Source organism: Pantoea sp. sgz302252 (assembly GCF_047713085.1).
Taxonomy (GTDB): Bacteria; Pseudomonadota; Gammaproteobacteria; order Enterobacterales; family Enterobacteriaceae; genus Scandinavium.
This window is the reverse complement of sequence record NZ_JBLFJW010000001.1, coordinates 205,528-227,957: the sequence shown is the minus strand read 5'-3', so window position 1 is coordinate 227,957 and position 22,430 is coordinate 205,528. Positions and strand designations below refer to the sequence as shown.

At 55.2% G+C, this 22,430-nt stretch carries 23 protein-coding genes; 10 read left to right on the top strand and 13 right to left on the bottom strand.

All coding sequences use genetic code 11. The features are described 5' to 3' along the window. Nucleotides 1-284: 284 nt before the first annotated feature. Nucleotides 285-698, top strand: coding sequence for a peptide-methionine (R)-S-oxide reductase MsrB (gene msrB, locus ACLW56_RS01130; protein WP_330981977.1), 414 nt, complete (start codon nt 285-287; stop codon nt 696-698). Between the two features lie 42 nt (nt 699-740). Then, a complete protein-coding gene (locus tag ACLW56_RS01125; protein WP_330981976.1) occupies nt 741-1,019 on the top strand; it encodes a YeaC family protein in 279 nt (92 codons plus the stop codon). Between the two features lie 106 nt (nt 1,020-1,125). On the opposite strand, the gene ACLW56_RS01120 is transcribed toward ACLW56_RS01125, so the two are convergent. The 4 genes from ACLW56_RS01120 to sppA form a co-directional block, all read right to left on the bottom strand. Next, the gene (locus ACLW56_RS01120) at nt 1,126-2,379 is read right to left on the bottom strand and encodes a glycoside hydrolase family 18 protein (protein WP_330981975.1); all 1,254 of its coding nucleotides are present in this window, start codon (nt 2,377-2,379) and stop codon (nt 1,126-1,128) included. 248 nt (nt 2,380-2,627) lie between these two features. Continuing rightward, the gene (gene pncA, locus ACLW56_RS01115) at nt 2,628-3,269 is read right to left on the bottom strand and encodes a bifunctional nicotinamidase/pyrazinamidase (protein ID WP_330981974.1); all 642 of its coding nucleotides are present in this window, start codon (nt 3,267-3,269) and stop codon (nt 2,628-2,630) included. Nucleotides 3,270-3,278: 9 nt separating this feature from the next. Next, entirely contained in the window at nt 3,279-4,295 is a 1,017-nt protein-coding gene (ansA, locus tag ACLW56_RS01110; RefSeq protein ID WP_330981973.1) for an asparaginase, read from the bottom strand. Between the two features lie 216 nt (nt 4,296-4,511). Beyond that, complete coding sequence (sppA, locus tag ACLW56_RS01105; protein WP_330981972.1) at nt 4,512-6,365, bottom strand: signal peptide peptidase SppA; 1,854 nt, start codon at nt 6,363-6,365, stop codon at nt 4,512-4,514. A 164-nt stretch (nt 6,366-6,529) separates the two neighbouring features. Between sppA and ACLW56_RS01100 the strand changes: the two genes are divergently transcribed. Further along, nucleotides 6,530-7,081: an NAD(P)H nitroreductase gene (locus ACLW56_RS01100; RefSeq protein WP_330981971.1), complete on the top strand. Its 552-nt coding sequence runs from the start codon at nt 6,530-6,532 to the stop codon at nt 7,079-7,081. Nucleotides 7,082-7,162: 81 nt separating this feature from the next. Here ACLW56_RS01100 and phoC read toward each other — a convergent pair whose 3' ends face one another. Next, nucleotides 7,163-7,912 carry an acid phosphatase PhoC gene (gene phoC, locus ACLW56_RS01095; RefSeq protein ID WP_330981970.1) on the bottom strand — a complete coding sequence of 250 codons (750 nt, stop codon included), beginning with the start codon at nt 7,910-7,912 and terminating at the stop codon, nt 7,163-7,165. A gap of 271 nt (nt 7,913-8,183) precedes the next feature. Between phoC and selD the strand changes: the two genes are divergently transcribed. After that, nucleotides 8,184-9,227 carry a selenide, water dikinase SelD gene (gene selD / locus ACLW56_RS01090; RefSeq protein ID WP_330981969.1) on the top strand — a complete coding sequence of 348 codons (1,044 nt, stop codon included), beginning with the start codon at nt 8,184-8,186 and terminating at the stop codon, nt 9,225-9,227. A gap of 4 nt (nt 9,228-9,231) precedes the next feature. Further along, a complete protein-coding gene (locus ACLW56_RS01085; protein WP_330981968.1) occupies nt 9,232-11,157 on the top strand; it encodes a DNA topoisomerase III in 1,926 nt (641 codons plus the stop codon). Nucleotides 11,158-11,236: 79 nt separating this feature from the next. On the opposite strand, the gene gdhA is transcribed toward ACLW56_RS01085, so the two are convergent. Next, the gene (gdhA, locus tag ACLW56_RS01080; RefSeq protein ID WP_330981967.1) at nt 11,237-12,580 is read right to left on the bottom strand and encodes an NADP-specific glutamate dehydrogenase; all 1,344 of its coding nucleotides are present in this window, start codon (nt 12,578-12,580) and stop codon (nt 11,237-11,239) included. A gap of 234 nt (nt 12,581-12,814) precedes the next feature. Between gdhA and ACLW56_RS01075 the strand changes: the two genes are divergently transcribed. Continuing rightward, a complete protein-coding gene (locus tag ACLW56_RS01075) occupies nt 12,815-13,090 on the top strand; it encodes a DUF1496 domain-containing protein (RefSeq protein ID WP_415377442.1) in 276 nt (91 codons plus the stop codon). Here the strand turns inward: ACLW56_RS01075 and ACLW56_RS01070 are convergent. Then, nucleotides 13,050-13,466: a pyrimidine (deoxy)nucleoside triphosphate diphosphatase gene (locus ACLW56_RS01070; protein ID WP_330981966.1), complete on the bottom strand. Its 417-nt coding sequence runs from the start codon at nt 13,464-13,466 to the stop codon at nt 13,050-13,052. The two genes, ACLW56_RS01075 and ACLW56_RS01070, sit on opposite strands and share 41 nt — an antisense overlap. Before the next feature lie 78 nt (nt 13,467-13,544). Between ACLW56_RS01070 and ACLW56_RS01065 the strand changes: the two genes are divergently transcribed. Further along, a complete protein-coding gene (locus ACLW56_RS01065) occupies nt 13,545-14,111 on the top strand; it encodes a carboxymuconolactone decarboxylase family protein (RefSeq protein WP_330981965.1) in 567 nt (188 codons plus the stop codon). After that, a complete protein-coding gene (locus ACLW56_RS01060) occupies nt 14,104-14,715 on the top strand; it encodes a CDP-alcohol phosphatidyltransferase family protein (protein ID WP_330981964.1) in 612 nt (203 codons plus the stop codon). The genes ACLW56_RS01065 and ACLW56_RS01060 overlap by 8 nt, the downstream gene beginning before the upstream one ends. 90 nt (nt 14,716-14,805) lie before the next feature. Here ACLW56_RS01060 and ACLW56_RS01055 read toward each other — a convergent pair whose 3' ends face one another. The 6 genes from ACLW56_RS01055 to xthA all read right to left on the bottom strand — a co-directional run bounded on the left by ACLW56_RS01055 (nt 14,806) and on the right by xthA (nt 21,000). Next, entirely contained in the window at nt 14,806-16,113 is a 1,308-nt protein-coding gene (locus ACLW56_RS01055; RefSeq protein WP_330981963.1) for a sulfurtransferase, read from the bottom strand. 75 nt (nt 16,114-16,188) lie between these two features. Continuing rightward, nucleotides 16,189-16,821, bottom strand: coding sequence for an ATP-binding cassette domain-containing protein (locus tag ACLW56_RS01050; protein WP_330981962.1), 633 nt, complete (start codon nt 16,819-16,821; stop codon nt 16,189-16,191). Next, nucleotides 16,821-18,356, bottom strand: a complete 1,536-nt coding sequence (locus tag ACLW56_RS01045) for a thiamine ABC transporter permease (protein WP_330981961.1) — start codon at nt 18,354-18,356, stop codon at nt 16,821-16,823. The genes ACLW56_RS01050 and ACLW56_RS01045 overlap by 1 nt, the downstream gene beginning before the upstream one ends. Further along, the gene (locus ACLW56_RS01040) at nt 18,329-19,489 is read right to left on the bottom strand and encodes an ABC transporter substrate-binding protein (protein ID WP_330981960.1); all 1,161 of its coding nucleotides are present in this window, start codon (nt 19,487-19,489) and stop codon (nt 18,329-18,331) included. Before ACLW56_RS01040 ends, ACLW56_RS01045 begins: the two co-directional genes overlap by 28 nt. Before the next feature lie 10 nt (nt 19,490-19,499). Beyond that, nucleotides 19,500-20,174 carry a TVP38/TMEM64 family protein gene (locus ACLW56_RS01035; RefSeq protein WP_330981959.1) on the bottom strand — a complete coding sequence of 225 codons (675 nt, stop codon included), beginning with the start codon at nt 20,172-20,174 and terminating at the stop codon, nt 19,500-19,502. 19 nt (nt 20,175-20,193) lie between these two features. Then, complete coding sequence (xthA, locus tag ACLW56_RS01030) at nt 20,194-21,000, bottom strand: exodeoxyribonuclease III (protein WP_330981958.1); 807 nt, start codon at nt 20,998-21,000, stop codon at nt 20,194-20,196. A 200-nt stretch (nt 21,001-21,200) separates the two neighbouring features. Between xthA and ACLW56_RS01025 the strand changes: the two genes are divergently transcribed. Both ACLW56_RS01025 and ACLW56_RS01020 read left to right on the top strand, forming a co-directional pair. Then, on the top strand, nt 21,201-21,662 hold the full coding sequence (locus tag ACLW56_RS01025) for a GNAT family N-acetyltransferase (RefSeq protein WP_330982101.1): 462 nt from the start codon (nt 21,201-21,203) through the stop codon (nt 21,660-21,662). Between the two features lie 157 nt (nt 21,663-21,819). Then, nucleotides 21,820-22,422: a LysE family translocator gene (locus ACLW56_RS01020; RefSeq protein ID WP_330981957.1), complete on the top strand. Its 603-nt coding sequence runs from the start codon at nt 21,820-21,822 to the stop codon at nt 22,420-22,422. Nucleotides 22,423-22,430 lie beyond the last annotated feature (8 nt).

Below are 22,430 nucleotides of genomic sequence, written 5' to 3'. Positions count from 1 at the left end.
CCTTACGCAGCGTCAAGCGGAATCGTGTCAATCATTGCGACAAATCAATCCTCTGCATAGCCTTTGCACGATTGACCGCCTCACTCATCCTTTGGGCCAAATTCCATATGAGGGCTGCGCCCGGAATTTTAAAGGCCAGAAGAGATAAAAATGTGATTTTGATCACGATTATCGGGCTGCCCTTTCGCAACGACTAAGTTTAGAACAAAAGTTCGCACTTCATTGTTAATGTTTTGTTAGAATCGCAGCCATAAGTCGATATTTATCCAGCGAGAAGTGAGCCAATGGCGAACAAACCCACTCCCGAAGAGCTCGAAAGCAGCTTAAGCGAAATGCAGTTTTACGTGACCCAGAAGCACGGTACCGAGCCGCCTTTCACCGGGCGTCTGCTGCACAACAAGCGTGACGGCCTCTACCATTGCCTGGTCTGCGATGCACCGCTGTTCACCGCCGAAAGCAAATACGACTCAGGCTGTGGCTGGCCGAGTTTTTATGAACCGGTTAGCGACACGGCGATTCGTTACCTGAATGACTACGCCCACGGCATGCAGCGCACGGAAATCCGCTGCGGAAACTGTGACGCGCATCTCGGTCACGTGTTCCCGGATGGCCCGCAGCCGACAGGGGAGCGCTATTGTGTGAACTCAGCGTCATTGAGTTTCACCGATGAGCAAAACGGTGACAAAACCAAAGGCTGAAGAAACGATTCAGCAAATTATTCCTGAGGAGCACCGCAGATCGTGGAAATCGAGCAAATTATCGACGGCATGACCGAGGAAGTGTATCAGCGTCTGGCGACGGCCGTAGAGCTGGGAAAATGGCCTGATGGCGTCGCGTTAACGCCGGAGCAAAAAGAGAACAGTCTGCAACTGGTGATGTTGTGGCAGGCCCGTTACAACACGGACGCGCAGCACATGACTATCGACACCCAAGGTCAGATGGTGATGAAGAGTAAGCAGCAGCTTAAAGAGGATTTCGGTATCGCACCGAAGCCAATTGCGACACTGAAGATGCAGTGACAATTCGGTCTGTTGCCCAGCGGCGCTAACGCTTGCAGGGCCTACACAGGGCTTTGAGCCAGGTAGGCCCGGTAAGGCGTAGCCGCCACCGGGCAACAAAGTGTTTTTAGTGTTTAATCCCCAGCGAAGTAGCCAACTGCTTAGCTAACTGGTTATTGTCATCCGCGCCATACTCCCAGAACATCGCGCCACCCAGTCCTTTTTCCTTGATGTATTGCGCTTTCAAGTCCACAGACCGTGGGTTCTCATACGACAGAGCAAACAAGGCTTTCCCTTCCGCTGATTTCACCGACAACCACGGTACCTTGGCCTGATCGTCCCAGTGCTCGGTAAAGCGTTTCTGCGGATCCTTAATCAGCTTGCCGACGATGTCGTTGTACTTCACGTAGGTGTCTTTGCTGAGATCAAACCCTAGTGAACGGAACAGCTCGGTTTCTTGTTGGCTGAAGTACGGCTGAGTTGCAGGGTTTTTCTCTGCGTCCGGTTTGCTCCAGTCGATGCCTGGTTCAGTGGCGCGTTTCGGCACGCGGCCATAGAAACCAATCCCAAGGTTCATCTGTTCCGGTTTCAGCCCGGCGGCAAGGTAGTTATTCACCACAAAATCAGCGCTGTATTTATCTGCCTCGGCGACGGTTGGCCACTGGCTGGAGTCATACAGGTTTGAGTTGAAGTACTGGGTGCCGTACGCCATGTCGTAGGTCATCAGGTTGATGTAGTTCAGATAAGGCGCGATAGCCTTCACATCCACCCAGCTTTTCGGACTTTCAGCATTGGCACCTACGGCAATGGTCACCAGTTTCTGTGTAGGCATTGCGGCACGCAGTTCTTTGAGCAGGGCGGTGAAGTTGTCTTTGTCTTCAGGCTGCTTATCCACCAGCCCCCATGCGCCGTTGACCGGATATTCCCAGTCAAGATCGATGCCATCCAGCCCGTAGGTGTTCACCACCTCTTCAACAGAACGGATAAAGACTGCGCGACTTTCTTTGCTGTCCGCCGCGCCAGAGAAGCCACGAGCGCCCCAGCCGCCAACGGAAAGCAGCACTTTGAGGTCAGGGTTCTGTTTGCGTAATTCCGGTACTTTGCGCAGATCGGCAATCACTTTCGGTGAGAGCCAGATTTGGTGCAGTTTGCTGGCATCCTTCAGCGCTTCATTGGTTTCACCCGCTTCGTTGTTGTAGATAAGGCCGAAGGAGTAGTTGAGGTGGGTTATCTGGCGGACATCCAGCTTATTGATATCGCCGCCAGGCCCGGCGGTGACGTCTCCGCCGCCGTTAAAATAGCCGACTGACATCAGGTCAGCCGCGAAAACTGTCGAGGTGCAGAGCAGGGGTAAGGCTGCCAGAACAGGCAATAGTTTCATAAATCATCCTCTTTGACTGATAAAAAAGACCGACACGCCACACAAGGGCGTGGCGAAAAAACAGCCAGAGCAGAGTAGCATCACCGTTGCGTTAAAACTGCGAGAGGGATTCAATTTAGAGAGGAAAATGAGGGGGTTGTGATGATGATTACCCGGTGGCGCTGTGCTTACCGGGCCTGGCTGAATTGCAGGTATCGTAAACTGTAGGCCCGGTCAGGCATCAGCCGCCACCGGGCAAGGTAGAACAATCAGGCCTGAGTTTCCTGCCAGTCGGCAAAGGTGTACAGCGTTGCGCCTTCGGCTGCCATTTCCATAAACGCTTCAACGCTGTCCTGCGGATGAAGGTTTACCCCGCGGCAACCATCAGTAATGACGTTGACTTCATAACCCAGCTTCAGCGCATCCAGCACCGTGAACTTCACGCAGTAATCTGTCGCCAGCCCCATCACAATTAACTCAGTGACTTTTTGCGCCCGTAGCCACTCATCAAGGCCGGTTTTCTGGCGATGGCCGTTGTCGTAAAAAGCGCTGTAGCTGTCGATGTTTACCGCTTCGCCTTTCGGGAAAACGATATCGATGTGCTGGCTGTTGAGCAGCGGGTGCAGTTCAGCGCCTTCGCTGTTCTGCACGCAGTGATCGGGCCAGAAGGTTTGCGGCAGGCCATCCAGCTCACCCTGAGTATAGGGCTCAACGCCATGCTGGCTGGCGAAACTGCCGTGATTAGCGGGGTGCCAGTCCTGGCTTGCGACAATGGAATCACCGCGAACCAGACACCAGTGGATCATCGCATTGGCAATATCTACCGTGCTGTCGCCTTCCGGCACCGCCAGTGCGCCCCCGGCACAAAAGTCATTCTGGAGATCAACCAGTAACAGCGCTCTTGTGTTCATCGCTTCTCCTTACTCGTCGGGCGTCAGTTCACCGCGCAGGTTTTGCTGCATGGCGGTGCGAACCGCGTCAGCATTCAGCCCTTGCGTTAACAAATAGTGTAGCTTGGTCAGGGTCGCTTCTACGGTCATATCGAAGCCGCTGACCACACCAGCCTGGGCGAGGGCGTTGCCAGTGGCGTAACCGCCCATGTTCACTTTACCGGACATGCACTGCGTCAAATTGACGACCACGATGCCACGCTGGCTGGCTTCTGCCAGTTCCTTAATGAACTCACCGCTTTGCGGAGCGTTGCCCACGCCGTAGGAGCGCAGAATCAGTGCTTTTACCGGCTGACGCAGGAAGTTGCGCACCACATCAGCGGAGATCCCCGGATAAATGGTCACCACGCCAATAGGCTGCGGTGTAATAGGGTGAACAATGAGATCGCCAGTACCGTGTGGCGCAGGTGGCGTGCCGAGGCGGCGAATATGAATCCCGGCTTCCAGCAGCGGTTGCAGGTTTGGCGAGGCGAACGCATCAAAACCGTCGGCGTGAGCTTTGGTGGTGCGGTTGCCGCGATACAGACGGTTATTGAAGAACAGCGTGACTTCGTTAATCGGGTAGTTCGCCGCCACATACAACGCATTCAGCAAATTGATTTGCCCGTCAGAGCGCAGTTCAGCCAGCGGGATTTGTGACCCTGTCACAATGACCGGTTTGCCGAGATTCTCCAGCATAAACGACAGCGCAGAGGCGGTGAATGCCATGGTGTCCGTGCCGTGCAGGATCACGAAACCGTCGTAATCATCATAATGCGCCTGAATGTCGTCGGCGATGTGCTGCCAGTCTTCTGGCGTCATATCCGAGGAGTCCATCAGGGGCTGATATTCGTGAATGGTAAAGTCAGGCATTTCCGGGCGGTGGAATTCCGGCATCAGCGCCAGCTGGCGTTGCAGGTGACCTGAAACGGGGATGTACCCGTGTTCGGAACGCTGCATGCCGATAGTCCCGCCGGTGTAGGCTACGTAGATCGATTTCTTTTGCATGATGAGTGACTGAATTTTAACTAAAAATCCCCTCTGGTTAGGAGGGGACATAGACTGATGCCTGCTTGCAAGCATTCACAATACAAACAGATAGCACCACATGAAAATGAGGAAAATCATTTTGTGATTTTCGGCTGATAACCACAAAGAAGGAAAAACCACGTTTTATCCTTCTTTGTCAGACAATTAAATCCCCTCCAGTGGAGGGGATGCGAATTAGCGTATGTTAGCGCAGGTCAGGCAGAACGCATAACGGTTCTGCGGATCGTTGAAGGCGGCAAGCTTATCGCCTTCCTCCTTGACCACACTGGCGGCGGTGACCAGCGGTGCAGGCAGATAAGCCTGAAGCGCCTGTGGCAATGCTGCGCGGACAGACCCGCTCAGGCTGTCGATAACCATATTGAAGAACGTGGGCTCTTCCTGATAGTAATCGATATGCCACTGTTTCAGTTTCGCCAGCTCGGCGGCTTTCGCGACGGCATCGTCGAAATCACCGAGGCTATCCACCAGGCCGTTAGCTTTGGCATCCTGACCGGTCCAGACGTGGCCCTGAGCGATTTTATCCACCTGTTCTGGCGTGCTATGGCGAGACTGCGCCACCAGGGTGATAAAGCGCTTATAACCGTTCTCAATGCTGAGCTGCATCATGTCCTGCACTTCCTGCGGCAGCGCTTTGGTCATCGAGATGTCCGCCAGTGGGGACGTCGACACGCCATCGGTATGCACGCCAATGGAATCCAGACTGTTTTCAACGGTGTTAATCACCCCGAAGATGCCGATGGAGCCGGTCAGGGTGCTGGCGTTCGCCACGATGTAATCTGCCGGAGTCGAAATCCAGTAGCCACCGGAAGCGGCCATTCCACCCATAGAGACAACCACAGGTTTGCCTGCCGCACGTGCAGCCGCCAGCTCAGAGCGAATCACTTCCGAGGCGCTAACGCTGCCGCCAGGGCTGTTGACACGCAGCACAATGGCTTTCACTTTCGGGTCCAGACGGGCATCGCGAATTTGTGAGGCTGTGGTATCGCCACCCACATTTCCCGGGGTTTCCTGACCATCGATAATCGCGCCGTTAGCGAAAATAACCGCCACGCTTGCACCCGTATCTGCCGGAGTTTTCAGGTTGTAGTCGTAATAGCTGACTGCGCGATAGTTATTATCCGCCTTGCTCCAGCCAAACTGTTTGGTCAGCACTTTTTCAACGTCGGTGTTCGACGCCAGCTGATCAACCAGTTTGTTCTCCAGCGCATATTTCGCGGTGTCGCCATCGACTTTACGCAGACCGTCCAGCACACCTTGCGCGCCAGGGAAAATCTGCTCAGCAGTGGTCTGGCGGTTTGCCGCAATGGTGTTCAGATAGTTTTGCCACAGCTCGCCAATCCAGCGGCTGTCCGCTTCGCGTGCGGCCGGGGACATATCGTCACGGATAAACGGCTCAACGGCAGATTTATACGTCCCGACGCGGAACACATGGGTGGTGACTTTCAGCTTATCGAGCAGAGATTTGTAATACAGCCCGTTGGTTGCAAAGCCGTGAAGATCGACCGTGCCCTGCGGCGACAGATAGATTTTGTTGGCGAAGCTGGCGAGATAATACTGAGCCTGGGTGTAGTCATCGCCCACGGCATACACGGGTTTACCGCTGTCGCGGAATTCGCGCAGCGCTTTACCGATATACTGCATGGAAGGCTGGTCGCCCCCGGCAAAGTTTTTCAAATCCAGCACGATGCCGGTGATATTGCGATCGTCTTTGGCCTGGCGAATCGTCTGAACGATATCAAACAGGGAGTTTTCCTGCAGACGGTCGGAGCTGGCACCCAGCAACTGACGGCTGATGGCACTGAATTTACTGCTGGTTGAGGGTTTATCGACCACCACCCCGGTGAGATCCATCAGCAACGCGCCACGGCCCGTGCTCTCAACTGTACTGCTGCTCACCTGCATCCAGATGCCGACACACACCAGCACCAACAAAATAAAGAACAGGTTCAGCACCAGTTCGCGAATAAAGTTCAACAGACGCCATGTCCATTTAAAGAATCCGGCAATAATTCGCCAAAGGGTTCGCATGTTTTCTCCCTGCCTGAATGAATAGAGGTCCGCCCGAGAAGGCGCGACGTGTGGCTATCCTAAAGACACCGTCGTCGGTTGTCAGCAGGAATCGGCGCCCGCGCTGTAACAAAATCTGCTTCCATGTTAATTTTGTGAAAATCCCTGTAACCCGGAGATAAGTAATGGATGCACTTGACCTGCTCGTCAACCGCCGCAGCGCTTCACGCCTTGCCGAGCCCGCCCCACAGGGCGAACAACTGGAGAATATTCTCCGCGCCGGACTGCGAGCCCCCGATCATGGCACGCTCACACCCTGGCAGTTTTTTGTGATTGAAGGCGAAGGACGCGAGCGTTTCAGCCAGCTCCTTGAGAAGGGGGCGATTGCTGCTGAACAAGATGAAAAAGCAATCGAGAAAGCCCGCAACGCCCCGTTTCGCGCCCCGCTGATTATCGCCGTGGTGGCGAAATGTCAGGAGCACCCCAAAGTGCCGAAGTGGGAACAAGAAATGTCTGCCGGTTGCGCCGTGATGGCGATGCAAATGGCGGCGGTGGCGCAAGGTTTTAACGGGATCTGGCGCAGCGGCGCATTAACGGAAAGCCCGGTCGTTCGCGAGGGTTTGCAGTGCCGCGAGCAAGATAAAATCGTCGGATTCCTCTATCTGGGCACGCCGCAATTGAAAGCGTCTTCGAGCATTTCCATTCCCGACACCACGCCGTTTGTCGTGCGTTTTTAAAAATCTGTCGGGTGGCACTTCGTTTACCCGACCTACGTCCCAGGTAGGCCCGGCAAGCGAAGTGCCGCCGGGCAATTTCCCTTATGACTTCTGAGCTTTGGCAAACTCGTCTTTGGCTTTCTGCAACTGCTGCTGGAAAGCCGGATTGGTGTGAAGCGTGGCAACAACCGCAGAGCCTACGATACGCGCCGCATCCACATCACTTTGCCAGTGGTAACCACAGATAACACGGCTTTGGCCCAGATCGTATCCGCGTTTAAGGATCTCGTTCTGACGAGTCGGGTTAATCTCTGCCAGCACTAGCGCGGTTGCCCAGCCAATCGAAGTATGGCCCGACGGATAAGAGCCGTTTTTCGCCAGCTCATCCTGCTCTTTGGTGTTACAGGTCGGCACGCCATAGAACGCAAACGGGCGAATGCGCATATATTTCTGCTTAGCTGAACGGGTGGCGAGATCGCCCGCATCCTCAATCATATTGGTCAGCAGTTTGTGCAGCTCAGGGCTGTCTTTCTCGGTTATCGGTGAGCCAAACGCCGTTGAGAAGGCATTCGCCACGCCGCCGCTGCTCAGGTTCGCATCTTCCGCAGCCTGCTTACCTCGCTCGGTATTACGCTGCAGGCGGCCTTGTTCATACATGGCCTGATCGTTGAGGAAGGCAATGCTGCCCACTTCCGGTGGCGGTGGCAGCAGGGCAAGGCTGTCGATAGCCTGGGCATTTTTCAGGTAATAGAGGTCAGGTTTGGTGGTGGCGTCATTGCCCGACGGCACCAGAGCAAAGGCATTCACAGAGAACAAACTGGCTACGCAAAACGCCAAAAGACTTTTTTTCATCAAGGTTTCCTTTCGTTATTAAGTCGTCCCGAGGAGGCTGTAACATTTCTGTCATAAACAGTAGAAAGAAAAACGGCGCAGAAAAAATTGCGGTACCTCGCAAAACCGCAGATACATAAGACGGATGAATGTATTAATGCGGACAAAAGGGGCCGTGCCGATCCCTGGATTGCGCGGATAGTGAGCAACAGCGCGCGATTTCAGACTGTCACTCTTATCACCCACGCAAATGGGCGCTAACATAACGGGATTGCAATGACAGGAGATGTCCATGAGCGAGCAAGCCATTCGTTTGACGCAATACAGCCACGGAGCCGGTTGCGGTTGTAAAATTTCCCCCAAAGTGCTGGAAACCATTCTGCTGAGCTCCCAGGCGAAGTTTGTCGACCCGAACCTGCTTGTCGGTAACGAAACCCGAGACGATGCGGCGGTGTATGACTTAGGCAACGGAACGTCGGTTATCAGCACCACCGATTTCTTCATGCCTATCGTCGACAATCCGTTCGATTTTGGCCGCATCGCTGCCACCAACGCCATCAGCGATATTTTTGCGATGGGCGGGAAGCCGATCATGGCGATCGCCATTCTGGGCTGGCCAATCAACACTCTTGCGCCAGAAATCGCCCGTGAAGTGATTGAAGGCGGGCGCTTTGCCTGCCAGCAGGCGGGGATTGCTCTGGCCGGCGGGCACTCCATCGACGCGCCAGAACCTATTTTTGGCCTGGCGGTCACGGGCATTGTGCCGACAGAGCGGGTGAAGAAAAACAGCACGGCGCAGGCCGGATGTAAGCTGTTTCTGACGAAACCGCTCGGCATTGGTGTGCTGACCACCGCAGAGAAAAAATCGCTGCTCAAACCTGAACATCAGGGGCTGGCGACGGAAGTGATGTGTCAGATGAATATCGCCGGTGCTGCTTTCGCCAATATCGACGGCATTAAAGCGATGACCGATGTCACCGGGTTTGGTTTGCTCGGGCACCTCAGTGAAATGTGTCAGGGCGCAGGCGTGCAGGCGCAAATTCGTTTTGCCGACGTGCCAAAACTGCCAGGTGTTGAAGAGTACATCGCGCAAGGTGCGGTACCGGGTGGTACTTCGCGTAATTTCGCGAGCTACGGTCACCTGATGGGCGAAATGCCTGAAGCGTGGCGTAATCTGCTGTGTGACCCACAAACGTCGGGTGGCTTGCTGCTGGCTGTTACGCCGGAAGCGGAAACCGAGATGAAAGCGACGGCCGCTGAGTATGGCATCACCCTGACGGCCATTGGCGAGCTGGTGACCGCGCGCGGTGGACGTCCGATGATCGAGATCCGCTAACCCCATGCGTTTGTTTATCGCGGAAAAACCGAGTCTGGCTCGTGCCATTGCCGATGTGCTGCCTAAACCGCACCGCAGAGGCGATGGTTATATCGAATGTGGTAACGGCCAGGTGGTCACCTGGTGTATCGGCCATTTACTGGAACAGGCGCAACCGGATGTTTACGACAGCCGTTACGCGCGCTGGAACCTGATGGATTTGCCGATCGTACCGGAAAAATGGCGGCTGCAACCGCGGCCGTCAGTGACCAAACAGTTGAACGCGATCAAGCATTTGCTCGGTAAAGCCACCGAAGTTATCCACGCAGGTGACCCGGACAGAGAAGGACAGTTGCTGGTGGATGAAGTGCTGGATTATCTGGAACTTCCCGCCGAAAAGCGCCAGCACGTGCAGCGTTGCCTGATTAACGATCTCAACCCGCAGGCGGTGGAACGTGCTATCTCACGTCTTCGCGCGAACAGCGAGTTTATCCCGCTGTGCGTGTCCGCGCTGGCTCGTGCTCGTGCTGACTGGCTGTACGGCATCAACATGACGCGCGCTTACACCTTGCTGGGCCGCAACGCAGGCTATCAAGGCGTGTTGTCCGTGGGCCGCGTACAGACTCCGGTGTTGGGCCTGGTGGTGCGTCGCGACGAAGAGATCGAGAACTTCGTCGCGAAGGACTTTTTTGATGTGAAAGCGCATATCGTCACCCCTGCCGATGAGCGCTTTACCGCCACCTGGCAGCCGAGTGAGGCGTGCGAACCGTATCAGGATGAAGAAGGGCGTTTGTTGCATCGCCCGCTGGCCGATCATGTGGTTGCGCGCATTGCCGGGCAGCCTGCAATGGTCACCGGTTATAACGATAAACGGGAATCAGAACCGGCTCCGCTGCCGTTCTCGCTCTCGGCTTTGCAGATTGAAGCGGCGAAGCGCTTTGGTTTCAGCGCGCAGAACGTGCTGGATATCTGTCAGAAGTTGTATGAAACCCACAAACTGATCACCTACCCACGTTCGGACAGCCGCTATCTGCCGGATGAACACTTTGCCGGGCGTCAGGCGGTGCTCAATGCCATCGGCATTCATGCGCCGGATTTGCTGCCGCAGCCAGTGGTTGACCCAGAAATTCGCAATCGCTGCTGGGATGATAAAAAGGTTGATGCGCACCACGCCATTATCCCGACGGCGCGTAGCTCTTCTGTGCGTCTGACGGATAACGAAGCGAAAGTCTACGAGCTGGTCGCCCGTCAGTATCTGATGCAATTCTGCCCGGATGCGGTGTTCCGCAAATGTCAGATTGACCTGGATATTGCCAACGGCAAGTTCGTCGCCAAAGCGCGTTTTCTGGCGGAAGCAGGCTGGCGCACGCTGCTGGGGAACAAAGAACGTGATGAAGAAAACGACGGCACGCCGTTGCCTGTAGTGGCGAAAGGCGACGAGCTGCTGTGTGAAAAGGGCGAAGTGATTGAGCGTCAGACGCAACCGCCGCGCCACTTCACCGATGCGACGCTGCTGTCGGCCATGACTGGTATCGCGCGTTTCGTGCAGGATAAAGATCTGAAGAAGATCCTGCGAGCCACAGACGGATTGGGCACGGAAGCGACGCGTGCGGGGATCATCGAACTGCTGTTTAAACGCGGTTTTCTGACCAAGAAAGGGCGTTATATTCACTCGTCTGACGCAGGAAGAGCGCTGATTCATTCGCTGCCGGAAATGGCGGCCCGCCCGGATATGACCGCGCACTGGGAATCCGTGCTGACGCAAATCAGCGAGAAACAGTGTCGTTATCAGGATTTCATGCAGCCGCTGGTCGGCACGCTGTACGACTTGATTCAGCAGGCCCGAAGCACGCCGGTGAAGCAGTTCCGTGGCTTAATTGCGCCAGGCGGCGAGCAGCCGAAGAAGAAGAGTTTCAGCAAAGCGAAAAAGAAAAAGCCGGAGGCTTCATGAGGTGTCGGGTGGCGCTCACGCTTACCCAACCTACCCATTCTGTAGGCCGGGTAAGCGTGAGCGCCACCCGGCACCGTCTTTAAATCACACCCTGAGCCAGCATCGCATCAGCGACCTTCACAAAACCGGCAATGTTCGCGCCACGCACATAATGCGTTTGTTTGGCTTCGCCACCGTACTCCACGCACGCCTGATGAATATCCAGCATGATGTGGTGCAAACGAGCATCGACTTTCTCTGCTTTCCAGCCCATACGCGCCGCGTTCTGCGCCATTTCAAGGCCTGAAGTCGCCACGCCGCCCGCATTCGCCGCTTTGCCTGGGGCAAACAAAACACCCGCTTCGAGGAACAAATCCGTTGCGGCGATGGTGGTTGGCATGTTGGCACCTTCAGCCACGGCTTTCACGCCGTTAGCGATAAGCGTGCGAGCTGCTTCCACGTCCAGTTCGTTCTGAGTCGCGCACGGCAGGGCGATATCAACAGGCACAGACCACGGCTGCAGGCCTTCCAGGTATTGCAGACCAAACTCGCGGGCGTAATCGGCAACGCGGCCATCGCGGCTGGTTTTAATCTCTTCCAGACGGGCCAGTTTTTCAGGCGTGAAACCTGCTTCATCGACCACGGTACCGCTGGAATCAGAAGCCGTGACCACGCGAGCGCCCAGCGCCATGGCTTTTTCAATCGCATATTGCGCCACGTTGCCTGAGCCAGACACTGCCACGCGCATACCTTCGAAGCCCAGCCCGTGGCGTTTGAGCATCGCATCGGTGAAATAGATAAGCCCGTAACCGGTGGCTTCCGGGCGAATCAGGCTGCCGCCAAACGACAGGCCTTTGCCCGTAAACACACAAGCGGTGTTGTTAGAGAGCTTTTTCATCATCCCGGTCATAAAGCCGACTTCGCGCGCACCCACGCCGATATCACCGGCAGGAACGTCAGTGTCTGCGCCGAGGTGGCGATACAGCTCACTCATCAGTGCCTGGCAGAAGCGCATGATTTCGCCTTCACTTTTGCCTTTCGGATCGAAATCACTGCCGCCTTTGCCGCCACCCATTGGCAGGGTGGTGAGGGCGTTTTTAAACGTCTGTTCAAAGCCGAGGAATTTCAGGATTGACAGGTTAACCGAAGGGTGGAAACGCATCCCGCCCTTATAAGGACCAATCGCCGAACTGAACTGTACACGCCAGGCGCGGTTGACCTGCACCTGATTACGATCGTCAACCCAGGTCACGCGAAACTGAATGACGCGTTCCGGCTCGACCAGACGCTCCAGCAGAGACATTTCACGGTAGCGAGGGTTGGCGTCAAGGAAAGGCCAAAGTGTAGACATGACCTCGCGCACAGCCTGGGCAAATTCAGATTGGTGCGGATCACGCTGCTGTACGCGTTGCAGAAAGTTTTCCAGAGAGAGCGTCGATTCCATTACGATAAGTTCCTCTTAGGGTGTTAACGGTATGATGTTGATGCAGTTGTTGTGTTTAAGGCGTTTTTTTTTGACTATCCCCGCAGACGAGGCGGCAGGCAAGGAAAAATAGCGTGAAGAAGGGAAAATTTATAACCGGGCGTTTGTCATAACAAAAACCGATGAGAGCTAAAATTTAAGAAAAGCCCGTCCTGAGCCGATACTGTTATCTGAAACCCGAAAAAAGGAATGACGATGAAAAGAACTCTGATGGCTGGTTTGCTGGTGCTGATGGCGGGCGGCGTGCAGGCCGATCAGCGCATTCGCCCGGATGTCGAAGTGAATGTGCCCCCGGAAGTGTTCAGCAGCGGCGGACAGCGTGGGCAGCCTTGCAGCCAGTGCTGCATTTATGAGAACGCCAACTACTCGGAAGGCGCGGTCATCAAGGCCGAAGGCGTGTTATTGCAGTGTCAGCGTGATGACAAAACCCTCAGCACGAATCCGCTGGTCTGGCGTCGCGTAAGGCAATAAAGGCTTCCAGCAGTGGAATGTCCGCAGGCGCGAGCGCATAGCCAAACGCCTGTTCCGGCTGCACCCATTCAAGCTGGCTGTGCTCGTGCGCGGTCAGCTCGCCGCTGAAGTCTGGCACATGCCAGGCGTGCAGATGAATAATGCGCCCGGACACTTCACGCTGGTGGCTGGCAACATATTCAGCAGGTAACGCTTCAATCCCCAGTTCTTCACGTAGCTCGCGAATTAACGCTTCGGGCTGCGTTTCACCCGTTTCAACCTTTCCGCCGGGAAACTCCCACATGCCTGGCTGGTCCGCATGAGGCGGACGCTGGGCCAGCAGTATTAATCCATTCCTTTCGAGAATGGCAGCGACGACATCAATCGTTTTCAGCATAGAGGTCAAGGTTCCTGGTGATGGCGTGCCATACTATCTCTGCCGTTGATAAATCTGAAGATCTGCAGGAGTGTTAGGGTGAAAAATCCTCAGTTGTGGGTGCCACCGCTCAGTAAAATTCCGGCTTCGCTGGTGCCCATCACCAGGATGCAAATAAAACATTATGGTGACGTGTTGTATCCCACACGTTGGTGGGGACGCATGCCGCGTCTTTTCTGGCTGGTGGCGCTGTTTGTTGGCTGGCTGGAACGTAAAAAGGCACGCCTCTCGCCCGAACTGCGGGCGATGCTGATGACTCGGGTGTCACAGCAGTGTCACTGTGCATTTTGCATTGATGCGAACACGCTGCGACTGGCACAACGCTGCGATGCACTGGAGAAAGTGCAGGCGGTCGCCCAGTGGCAAAACTCCACGCTATTCAGTGAGGCCGAACGTGCCGCGTTGGCCTATGCCGATGCGATGACCGCTACGCCACCCGTTATCAGTGAAGCGCAAAAAAGCGCACTCAAAAACTTCTATAACGACGATCAGATTTGCGAGCTGACTGCGCTGGTGGCTTTCCAGAATCTGTCTGCCCGATTTAACGCCGCGCTGGAGATTCCCTCGCAGGGATTATGCAGCAGTGAAAGGAAACCCCATGCTTGACCGCCATTTGCACCTTCGCCTGAAACCGGCTCTCAATCACTTTGCTGCGAAGCTTGAGAAGCAGGGCATTTCGGCTGATGGCGTGACGCTAACAGGTTTTGCCATCGGCGTGCTGGCACTGCCGTTTCTGGCACTAGGTTGGTATCTTCCGGCGCTGGTGGCGATTTTGCTCAACCGCCTGCTGGACGGGCTGGATGGCGCGCTGGCTCGTCGCCGTGGGCTGACAGATGCAGGCGGTTTTCTCGATATTTCGCTCGATTTTCTGTTTTACGCACTGGTGCCGTTCGGGTTTATTCTCGCCGATCCTCAGGCGAACGCCGTGGCGGGTGGCTGGCTGCTGTTTGCGTTTATCGGCACTGGCAGCAGTTTTCTGGCCTTCGCCGCGCTGGAGGCAAAACATCAAATTGATAACCCTGGCTACGCGCACAAGTCGTTTTACTATCTGGGCGGCTTAACGGAAGGGACGGAAACGATTTTACTCTTCGTGCTGTGCTGCCTGTTCCCACAGTATTTTGCATGGCTGGCAGGGATTTTTGGCGCGCTGTGTTGGCTGACGACGCTGACGAGGATCTGGAGTGGCTATCAGACGCTGAAGCAAGTTTGATTGATTGCCGGGTGGCGCTGACGCTTACCCGGCCTACGGGGTCTAAGCCGGTGTAGGCCCGGCAAGGCATCGCCGCCGGGCATGAAAAGATTAAAGTGTAGACTCAGGCCCACGCTCACCACGGCTAACCGGGTTTTTCGGGTTCTGGCTCCACTCATACCAGCCGCCGTCATACACCGAAATGTTCTGCCAGCCCATGGCGCGGGCATACATGAACGTTTCGGAAGCGCGCCAGCCTGTGCCGCAATAGAAAGACACCTGTTGCGACGGCAGAATATTCCATGCTTTCCACATTGCCGCGATGTCATCGGCGGTACGCATGGTGCCATCCGGATTATGGAAATCTTCCATGTGCGTGGAGTCGCTGCCTGCGTGGCCCCAACGAGCGCCAGCAATCTCACCTTTTGGCTTGATGTAACTGTAGCCGCTGGTGGTGCCAATAAATTCCGGCCAGGAACGAATGCTGACCAGCGACGCATCCTGACGATGCAGCAAGCCACGAGCCTGTTGTTCGTTGAGCATCAACTGTGGCTGGCCTGGGATTGGCGCGCCAAAGTCCGGGGCGGGAGTGATGTTGCCGGGCATGCCGCGCTCAACAGGCAAACCGGCATCTGACCAGGTTTTCCAGCCGCCATCCAGCAGACGAACATCTTTCACGCCTGCATACAGCAGGATTTGCGCCACGCGGGCCGCCGCGTAAACATCACGTCCGTAAAGGATAACCGTGGTGTCATGGCGAATGCCTTGTTTTGCCATCAATGCTTTCAGCTTGTTGTCCGGGACTTTATTCCACAGCGGCTCGCTTTCCACCTCATTGGTGTCGATGTACCCGGCCCCCGGAATGTGGCTCAGCAGATAAAGTTTTGGCGCGCCCCAGGCTGCTTCAAACACTTTCCAGTCGCCTTCTGGCGCGGCAGTGACCACCTTTTGCAGTTGCAAATCGTGCAGCCATTGTGGGTAAACCAGCTGTTCAAAGTGCGGCAGTTTTTGCAATCTTTCAGGCTGTTGTAAGGCATCGCTAAGCAGGGTGACGTGAGTCATTCCGGCTTTTTTCAGGCGAACTGCAACGGCTTCGTTATCCTGGATTGCACCATACAGCGCGACAGGCGTGGCAGGCTGCAACTGGTGTTGTTTGATCCAGGCGGCCAGCTGTTCATCGTTCATCGCTGAAAGCCAGGTTGCCGAAAGGTTGAGCGCAGAAGGTTCATGACCTTCAGTACCATTGAGTGCTTGCGGCCAGCCGTTATAAAACGCGCTCAGGCGCGTATCAATGGCGACACCGTGTTGTTGTTGCAGTTCGCTGAGCGTCAAGGTCGAAGCCTTATCAGCGGCAAAGGAAGCAGAGGAAGACAGCCCGATCAGCAGGGCCAGCGCGGTCAGTTGAGAAACACGTTTCATCGAATTGCCCGACAGGAGTGAAATGAAGCGTCATTCTGCACCTCCGGATTGAGAAAATCCTTGCGCTGAAACAGATTAGCGCCAGCTTTCAAGCTGCAGACAACGGCCCTCTGGCGGGATGTCTGCCACGTCATGAGTGACCAGCACGGCGGGAATATTCTGTTGGTGAATCTGGCTAAAAACGAACGCGCGGAAGCTATCGCGAAGCGTGGCATCGAGGCCACTAAACGGCTCATCAAGCAGCAGGGCATCGGGCTGAGCTAGCAGCGAACGCAGCAACGCAATGCGAGCACGTTGTCCACCGGAAAGCGTGGCAGGGTCGCGTGAGTAAAAACCACCTAATCCGGCACTTTCCAGCGCGGCCTCAACTTTTGAGCGCCTTTGCAGGCGAGCGACCGACGACGGAAGGGCGAGCAGCAGGTTTTGCCCGACGCTGAAGTGATCAAACAGCAGCGCGTCCTGGAAAAGGATGCCGACATGCCGGGTTTCGGTTGGCAGTCCATCCAGGCGCTTATCTGCCAGCCAGAGTTCACCCGAAGCCTGAAAGGCTTCAGGCAGCGCACCGACCATCCATGTAAACAGGGTGGATTTTCCGCTGCCAGAATCGCCCATTAACGTCAACACTTCGCCTTTCTCAACCTGAAAGGTTACGCCACGAAGTAACGGTGAGGAGCCGCAAGTCAGGGTCAGGTTTTTCACGATTAACATCAACGAAGTCCTTGTCGGTAATGGCCTGTCAGCCTGAGCAGCAGGGCGATGACCCCGAAAAAGAGGCCCGGCAGCAACAGTTGCCACAGCGCCTGAGTTGCCAGCAAAGGCGTGCTGCCGGCGCTGCTCAGCGCCACGGCGTCAGTGGTAAGCGTAGTGATTCGCCCCGCACCCAGCCAGACGGTCGGTAAATATTGCGCAATGCTCACCGAGAACCCGACCGCGACAGCACTGAGCACAGGACGCAGCAGAAGAGGGCATTTCACCGTCCAGAAGCAGCGCCATTGACCCCAACCGAGCGTGCGAGCGACGAGTAAAATTCGCGGGTCAAGTTTGTGCCAGGCAGGATGCAGGATAAACAACGTCCACGGCACCACCCACAGCAAGTGCCCCCAGAGAACGGTGAGTCCCTCGCCATCTTGCCAGCTCCATAACGCCAGCTGATATTGCCCGGCAACAAGCGGCAGCGCAGGTAGCACCAGCGGTAACCAAATCCAGAACGTATAACGCTTCGGGCCATATTCGAGCCACAGCAAGCCGAGCATCGCCGCCAGAAGTGATGCACTGAGAGCCAGCCACAGGCTGTTGAACAGGCTGGTCATTGCGACACCATCCAGGCGGGAAAGCAGCGCGAGCGTCAAGACACAGAGTAAGCCAGAGAGCGGCAACAGCCACGCAAACACGCGACCAGCAAAGTCATAAGAAGCGGGGCGGCGAACGCCCTGAAAATCAGGAATGCTTCGACGGAATAGCCACCAGACCAGCATGGCTGCCAAAATCATCGCCGCCAGGATGAATAGCAAAAGCAGACAAGCCAGCGTCCCTTGCGTTTGTTGCTGGGTATCACCCTGTGAGAGCCATTGCCAGGCAAGAACCGCCAGTGTCGGCGGGTTTCCTGGCCCAAGAATAATCGCCACATCTACCGCAGAAAGCGTCCAGGCTGTCGTCGCCAGCAGCACGATCCGCAGTTGTGGCATCAATTGCGGCAATACCAGCCAGGCCAGAATTTGCCAGCGGCCGTAACCCTGAGCGCGTAGCACCAGGCTTTGTTGCGTGAGCCGTTTGCCGCTGAGTAGGGCATAGAGCGTCCACAGCAAAAACACGCTCTCTTTGACCGCCAGCGTCAGGCCGAGCCCAATGCCATAACGATCGATAAACGGCGTCAGCGTGGGGAACTGGTGAAACAGCCAGCCGCCTTCGGCAAAGAGCAACAGGGCGGCGGTGACAAAAGCAACATGCGGCACGGCGAGCAGCAGAGGAAGCTGCGAGGCAAGACGCTGCCAGCGTTGAGAAGGCCAAAGCGCAGCGACCACGGCTAACGCAATCAACAGCGCGCCACTCACGGCAATCACCGTAGAGACAAGGGTTGCAAGCAGCGCCTGTGGCAGTTGCGTATCGTGAAGCAGCGTTTGCCAGTCAGCCAGCGAGAAGGCCGGTTGCACAAGCTGGCTGAGTGCAGGCAACAACGGCAGATAAATCAGTGCCATTGTTGTCCACAGCAGGGAAATCAGTGCGTACCGTAACGGCGCAGCCATTCCTGCTCCAGCGCGTTGACCCAGGCGGCATGCGGCTCAGCCAATACTGCTGGCGTCTGTTCTGAGGTGACTTCAGGCCAGGGCTCAGGCAGCTTTTGCATGTCTAACACTGTCGGGTCGCCCCATACAGCAGCATCAGCCTTACGCTGTTGAGCAGCCGGGGAAAGCAGGAAGTTCGCCACAACCTGTGCAGCCTGCGGGGAACGGGCGTTTGCCGGGATCGTGACGAAATGAACGTTGCCGATCATGCCTTTACGAAAGCCAAAGCTGTAGCTGTTTTTTGGCAATTCGCCGCTCGCGACTTTTTGCGCAGCGTGCATGGGGTTAAACGTCAAAGAAAGCCGCAAAGTCCCGTTGGCGAGCATGGCATCCATTTTCGCCGGTGATGCCGGGAAATCCGTACCTTTACGCCAAAGTTGCGGATGCAGTTTATCCAGATACGCCCACAGCGGCGCAGTCACCTCGGCAAAGGTTTCAGCATTCGGCGGCAGCTTTAGTGCATCAGGCTGCGTGGTGAGCACCAGCAGAAGTTGTTCCAGAAACGCCGTTGCGGTGAAATCTGGTGGGCGAGGATAAGTCACCGTGCCGGGGTGAGCGGCAGCAAAACTGAGCAAATCAGCGGCGGAAAGCGGCGGCTGTGACGTTTGTTCGCGACGGGCGATAAACGTTAATTGTGCGCTTCCCCACGGTGATTCCGCGCCGTCAGTCGGCACGGAAAAATCTTCCCGAACGGGTTTTTGCACATCAACATAGCGCCAGTTTGGTAGCTGTTCGGCCCAGCCTGTTTTCAGCAGATTTGCCTCTTTCAGGGTACGGAAGTTTTCCCCGTTCACCCACAGCAAATCGACCGAACCGTTGTGCGTGCGGCCTGCTTTCGCTTCTGTCTGAATGCGCTTCACCGTATCGGCAGCGTCGGCAATATGCACGATGCGCAAAGTGATATCGTAATCGCGTTTCACTTCCCCACTGACCCAGTCGAGATAGCGGTTCACCGCCTGATCGCCGCCCCAGGCATTAAACCAGACGGTTTGCCCGCGCGCCTGCGCTTCAGTTTGCTGCCACGAGGTGTTGGCGAGTAATGGGCTGCTGGCAAGCAACCCGGCGAAAAAGATCCCATAACGCACACGGCGCATACGAACTCCTTTAACGATGAAGAAAGTGGCCCAGCAGACGGCGAGAAATCAACGGCAACAGGCCAATCAGAGCGAATGCGAGCAGCATTCCTCCGGAGAGAATATCGGCCAGCGAGTGTAGCTGACTTAACTGACGGCCTGCATTGAGATAAATCAGCGTCGCGGGCAGCATGCCCAACTGGCTGACCCACCAATAGCGCCACAGGCTTAATCGCGTGACACCCGCCAGCAGATTCACCAAAAAGAACGGAAACAGCGGCATCATCCGCAGCGCAAAAAGATAAAACGCACCGTCGCGGGCAATGCCGTCATTCACTCTGCGCATTTGAGCGGGAAAGCGCTGACTGACCCAATCGGCCAGAAGGTAACGGCTGACGAGCATCGCCAGCAGCGCACCGGTTGTTGAGGCGAAAGAGACCATCACAACCGCCAACCAAAACGGCAACACAGCGCCGCCGAGTAGAGTAATAAGCGTAGCGCCTGGAATGGACAACGCGGTAACCAGCACATAAATCAGGAAGTAAGCGACACAAGCCAGTTGAGGATGCGCGTGATACCAGCTGACGGCAGCAGCGTGCGACTGCTGCAAGGTGCTTAATGAAAGCCACTCGCGGGGCAGCCAGATTAAAACGGCAACAATAAAGGCTGCCAGCAACGCCAGCAGCCCCAGTTTACGTGTATTCACTTTGGCGGATTACCCGAGCTTAGCCCTTAAAGGTCGCCCAGACCGGTGCGTGATCCGACGGTTTTTCCATGCTGCGGATCTCGTAGTCGATGCCGGTTTCGATGCAGTGCGGTGCCAGCCCCTGGCTTGCCAGCAGCAAGTCTATGCGCAGGCCGCGGTTGTCGTCGAAGCCTTTGGAACGGTAGTCAAACCATGAGAATTTGTCCTGCGTTTCAGGGTTCGCGTGACGGAAGGTGTCCACCAGACCCCAACCGAGCAGACGCTCCATCCACTCACGTTCTTCCGGCAGGAAGGAGCATTTGCCCGTGCGCAGCCAGCGCTTACGGCTGTCTTCACCAATGCCGATATCCAAATCCGTCGGGCTGATGTTCATATCGCCCATGATCAGCACCGGGTTCTCTTTTTTCAGCTCGCCAGTCAGATAGTCCTGCAAATCCTGATAAAACTTCGTTTTTGCAGGAAACTTCACAGGATGGTCGCGGCTTTCGCCCTGCGGGAAGTAGCCGTTAATCACGGTGAGATTGCCAAACGGAGAGGGCACTTCAGCCATGATAATGCGACGCTGCGCTTCTTCATCATCGCCCGGAAAACCACGGCGCACAGAAATCGGCGTCTCTTTGGTTAACAGCGCCACGCCGTAATGGCCTTTCTGGCCGTGGTAGAAGACGTTGTAACCGAGTTTGGCGACATCTTCGAGCGGGAACATGTCGTCGTGAACTTTGGTCTCCTGAAGGCCAATCACGTCAGGTTGATGCTTTTCAACGATCGCTTCCAGCTGATGAGGACGGGCGCGCAGGCCGTTGATATTAAAAGAGACAAATTTCATAGTCGCAGCCACTTTGCAGGGTGAATGATGCAGGGATGGTAGCAGAATTTCTGGCGGCTGGCTTTATGCGGTGTGTTTTGTAGGGCGAAGATGAGCGGGAAGAGAATGTTGCACTTAACTCCCTGCTCATGGGGGCTGAGCTACGGCATTTACCGGCAGAATGCTTTATGCTGGCTCAAACCTTTGCACAGGATATAACCATGATAATAGTAGAGAAATCAGATCCTCTAAGTTCAGAATCTCAACGTTTAATCGACATGCTGTCATCTGAACTTGCCGCGATAACGGGTGATACCGGCAAAAGCAATTTCACCGTGGATGCAATGAAGGAAGACAAGTCGTTATGGGTCCTGGCAAGAAATGCGCAAGGCGATGCGATAGGGTGTGGCGCTATCCGGCCGTTAACGAAAAATATAGCCGAGCTTAAAAGGATGTATTCAGACCGAAGCGTGCCAGGTGTTGGCAAAGCGTTGCTCACCTTTCTGGAAACCTCAGCCAGCGAAATGGGATATAGCGAGATCTGGCTAGAAACCCGATGCATCAACCACAGGGCAGTCGATTTTTACGAGAAGAATGGGTATGCCCGTATCGAAAATTATGGCCCTTATATTGGCAGGGATGAAGCTGTGTGTTTTGCAAAGGGGCTGGTTGAGTTGCGGTAGTGGGGGCGTTGGCTTATGGTTCGAAGCTGGTGGGAGTTGGGTACGCTATGAGCGAGCAGTGGACATTCATCGATACAGAACAGCCCTTCTCTCGTAAAACAACGAGTGTGTTACTGAGTTTGCAGATCAAAGAGATGTTGCATACTATTGAAAGCATATGGAAATAAATCTTCTGGGCTTCATACCTGCATTACTGCCTATTGCATTATCGCCCGGTGCAAGTTTCACGCTTGTTATGAGCAGTGCTCTGTCTGACGGGCGCAGTGGTCTTTTCAGAACCGTCGCCGGAACAGCGTTGGGCATTTATACTCATGCTCTTCTGATCGGACTCGGTATAACTGCCGTTATTGTTTCATCTCCCGCAATTTATGATTTCCTGAGACTTACAGGTACCATTTATCTTCTTTGGTTGGGTTTTATGCTCATCCGAAGCGGCATGAGTGCAAAGCCCAATCACTTAAGTAATGGCATGACCACCGTAACTCTAAAAGATGCGTGGCTGGCTAACTTATTAAATCCTAAAGCCATTATTTTCTACCTCACAGTTGTTTCTCAGTTTAGTGGGAAGCATGGAGGCGTTGGCAATTATTTGGCATTAGCTTCTGTTCACGTAGTGGTGATGAGTCTTTGGCTGATCGCTATTAGTCATACCCTAGTATTCTCAGCCAAAAAGATTAATCCTGTGCAGCTAAAAAAATATGTGAACACCGCGGGAGGGATTCTACTCATCGTTTTTTCACTACATAGCCTGGCTCACTAAGTTCTGAC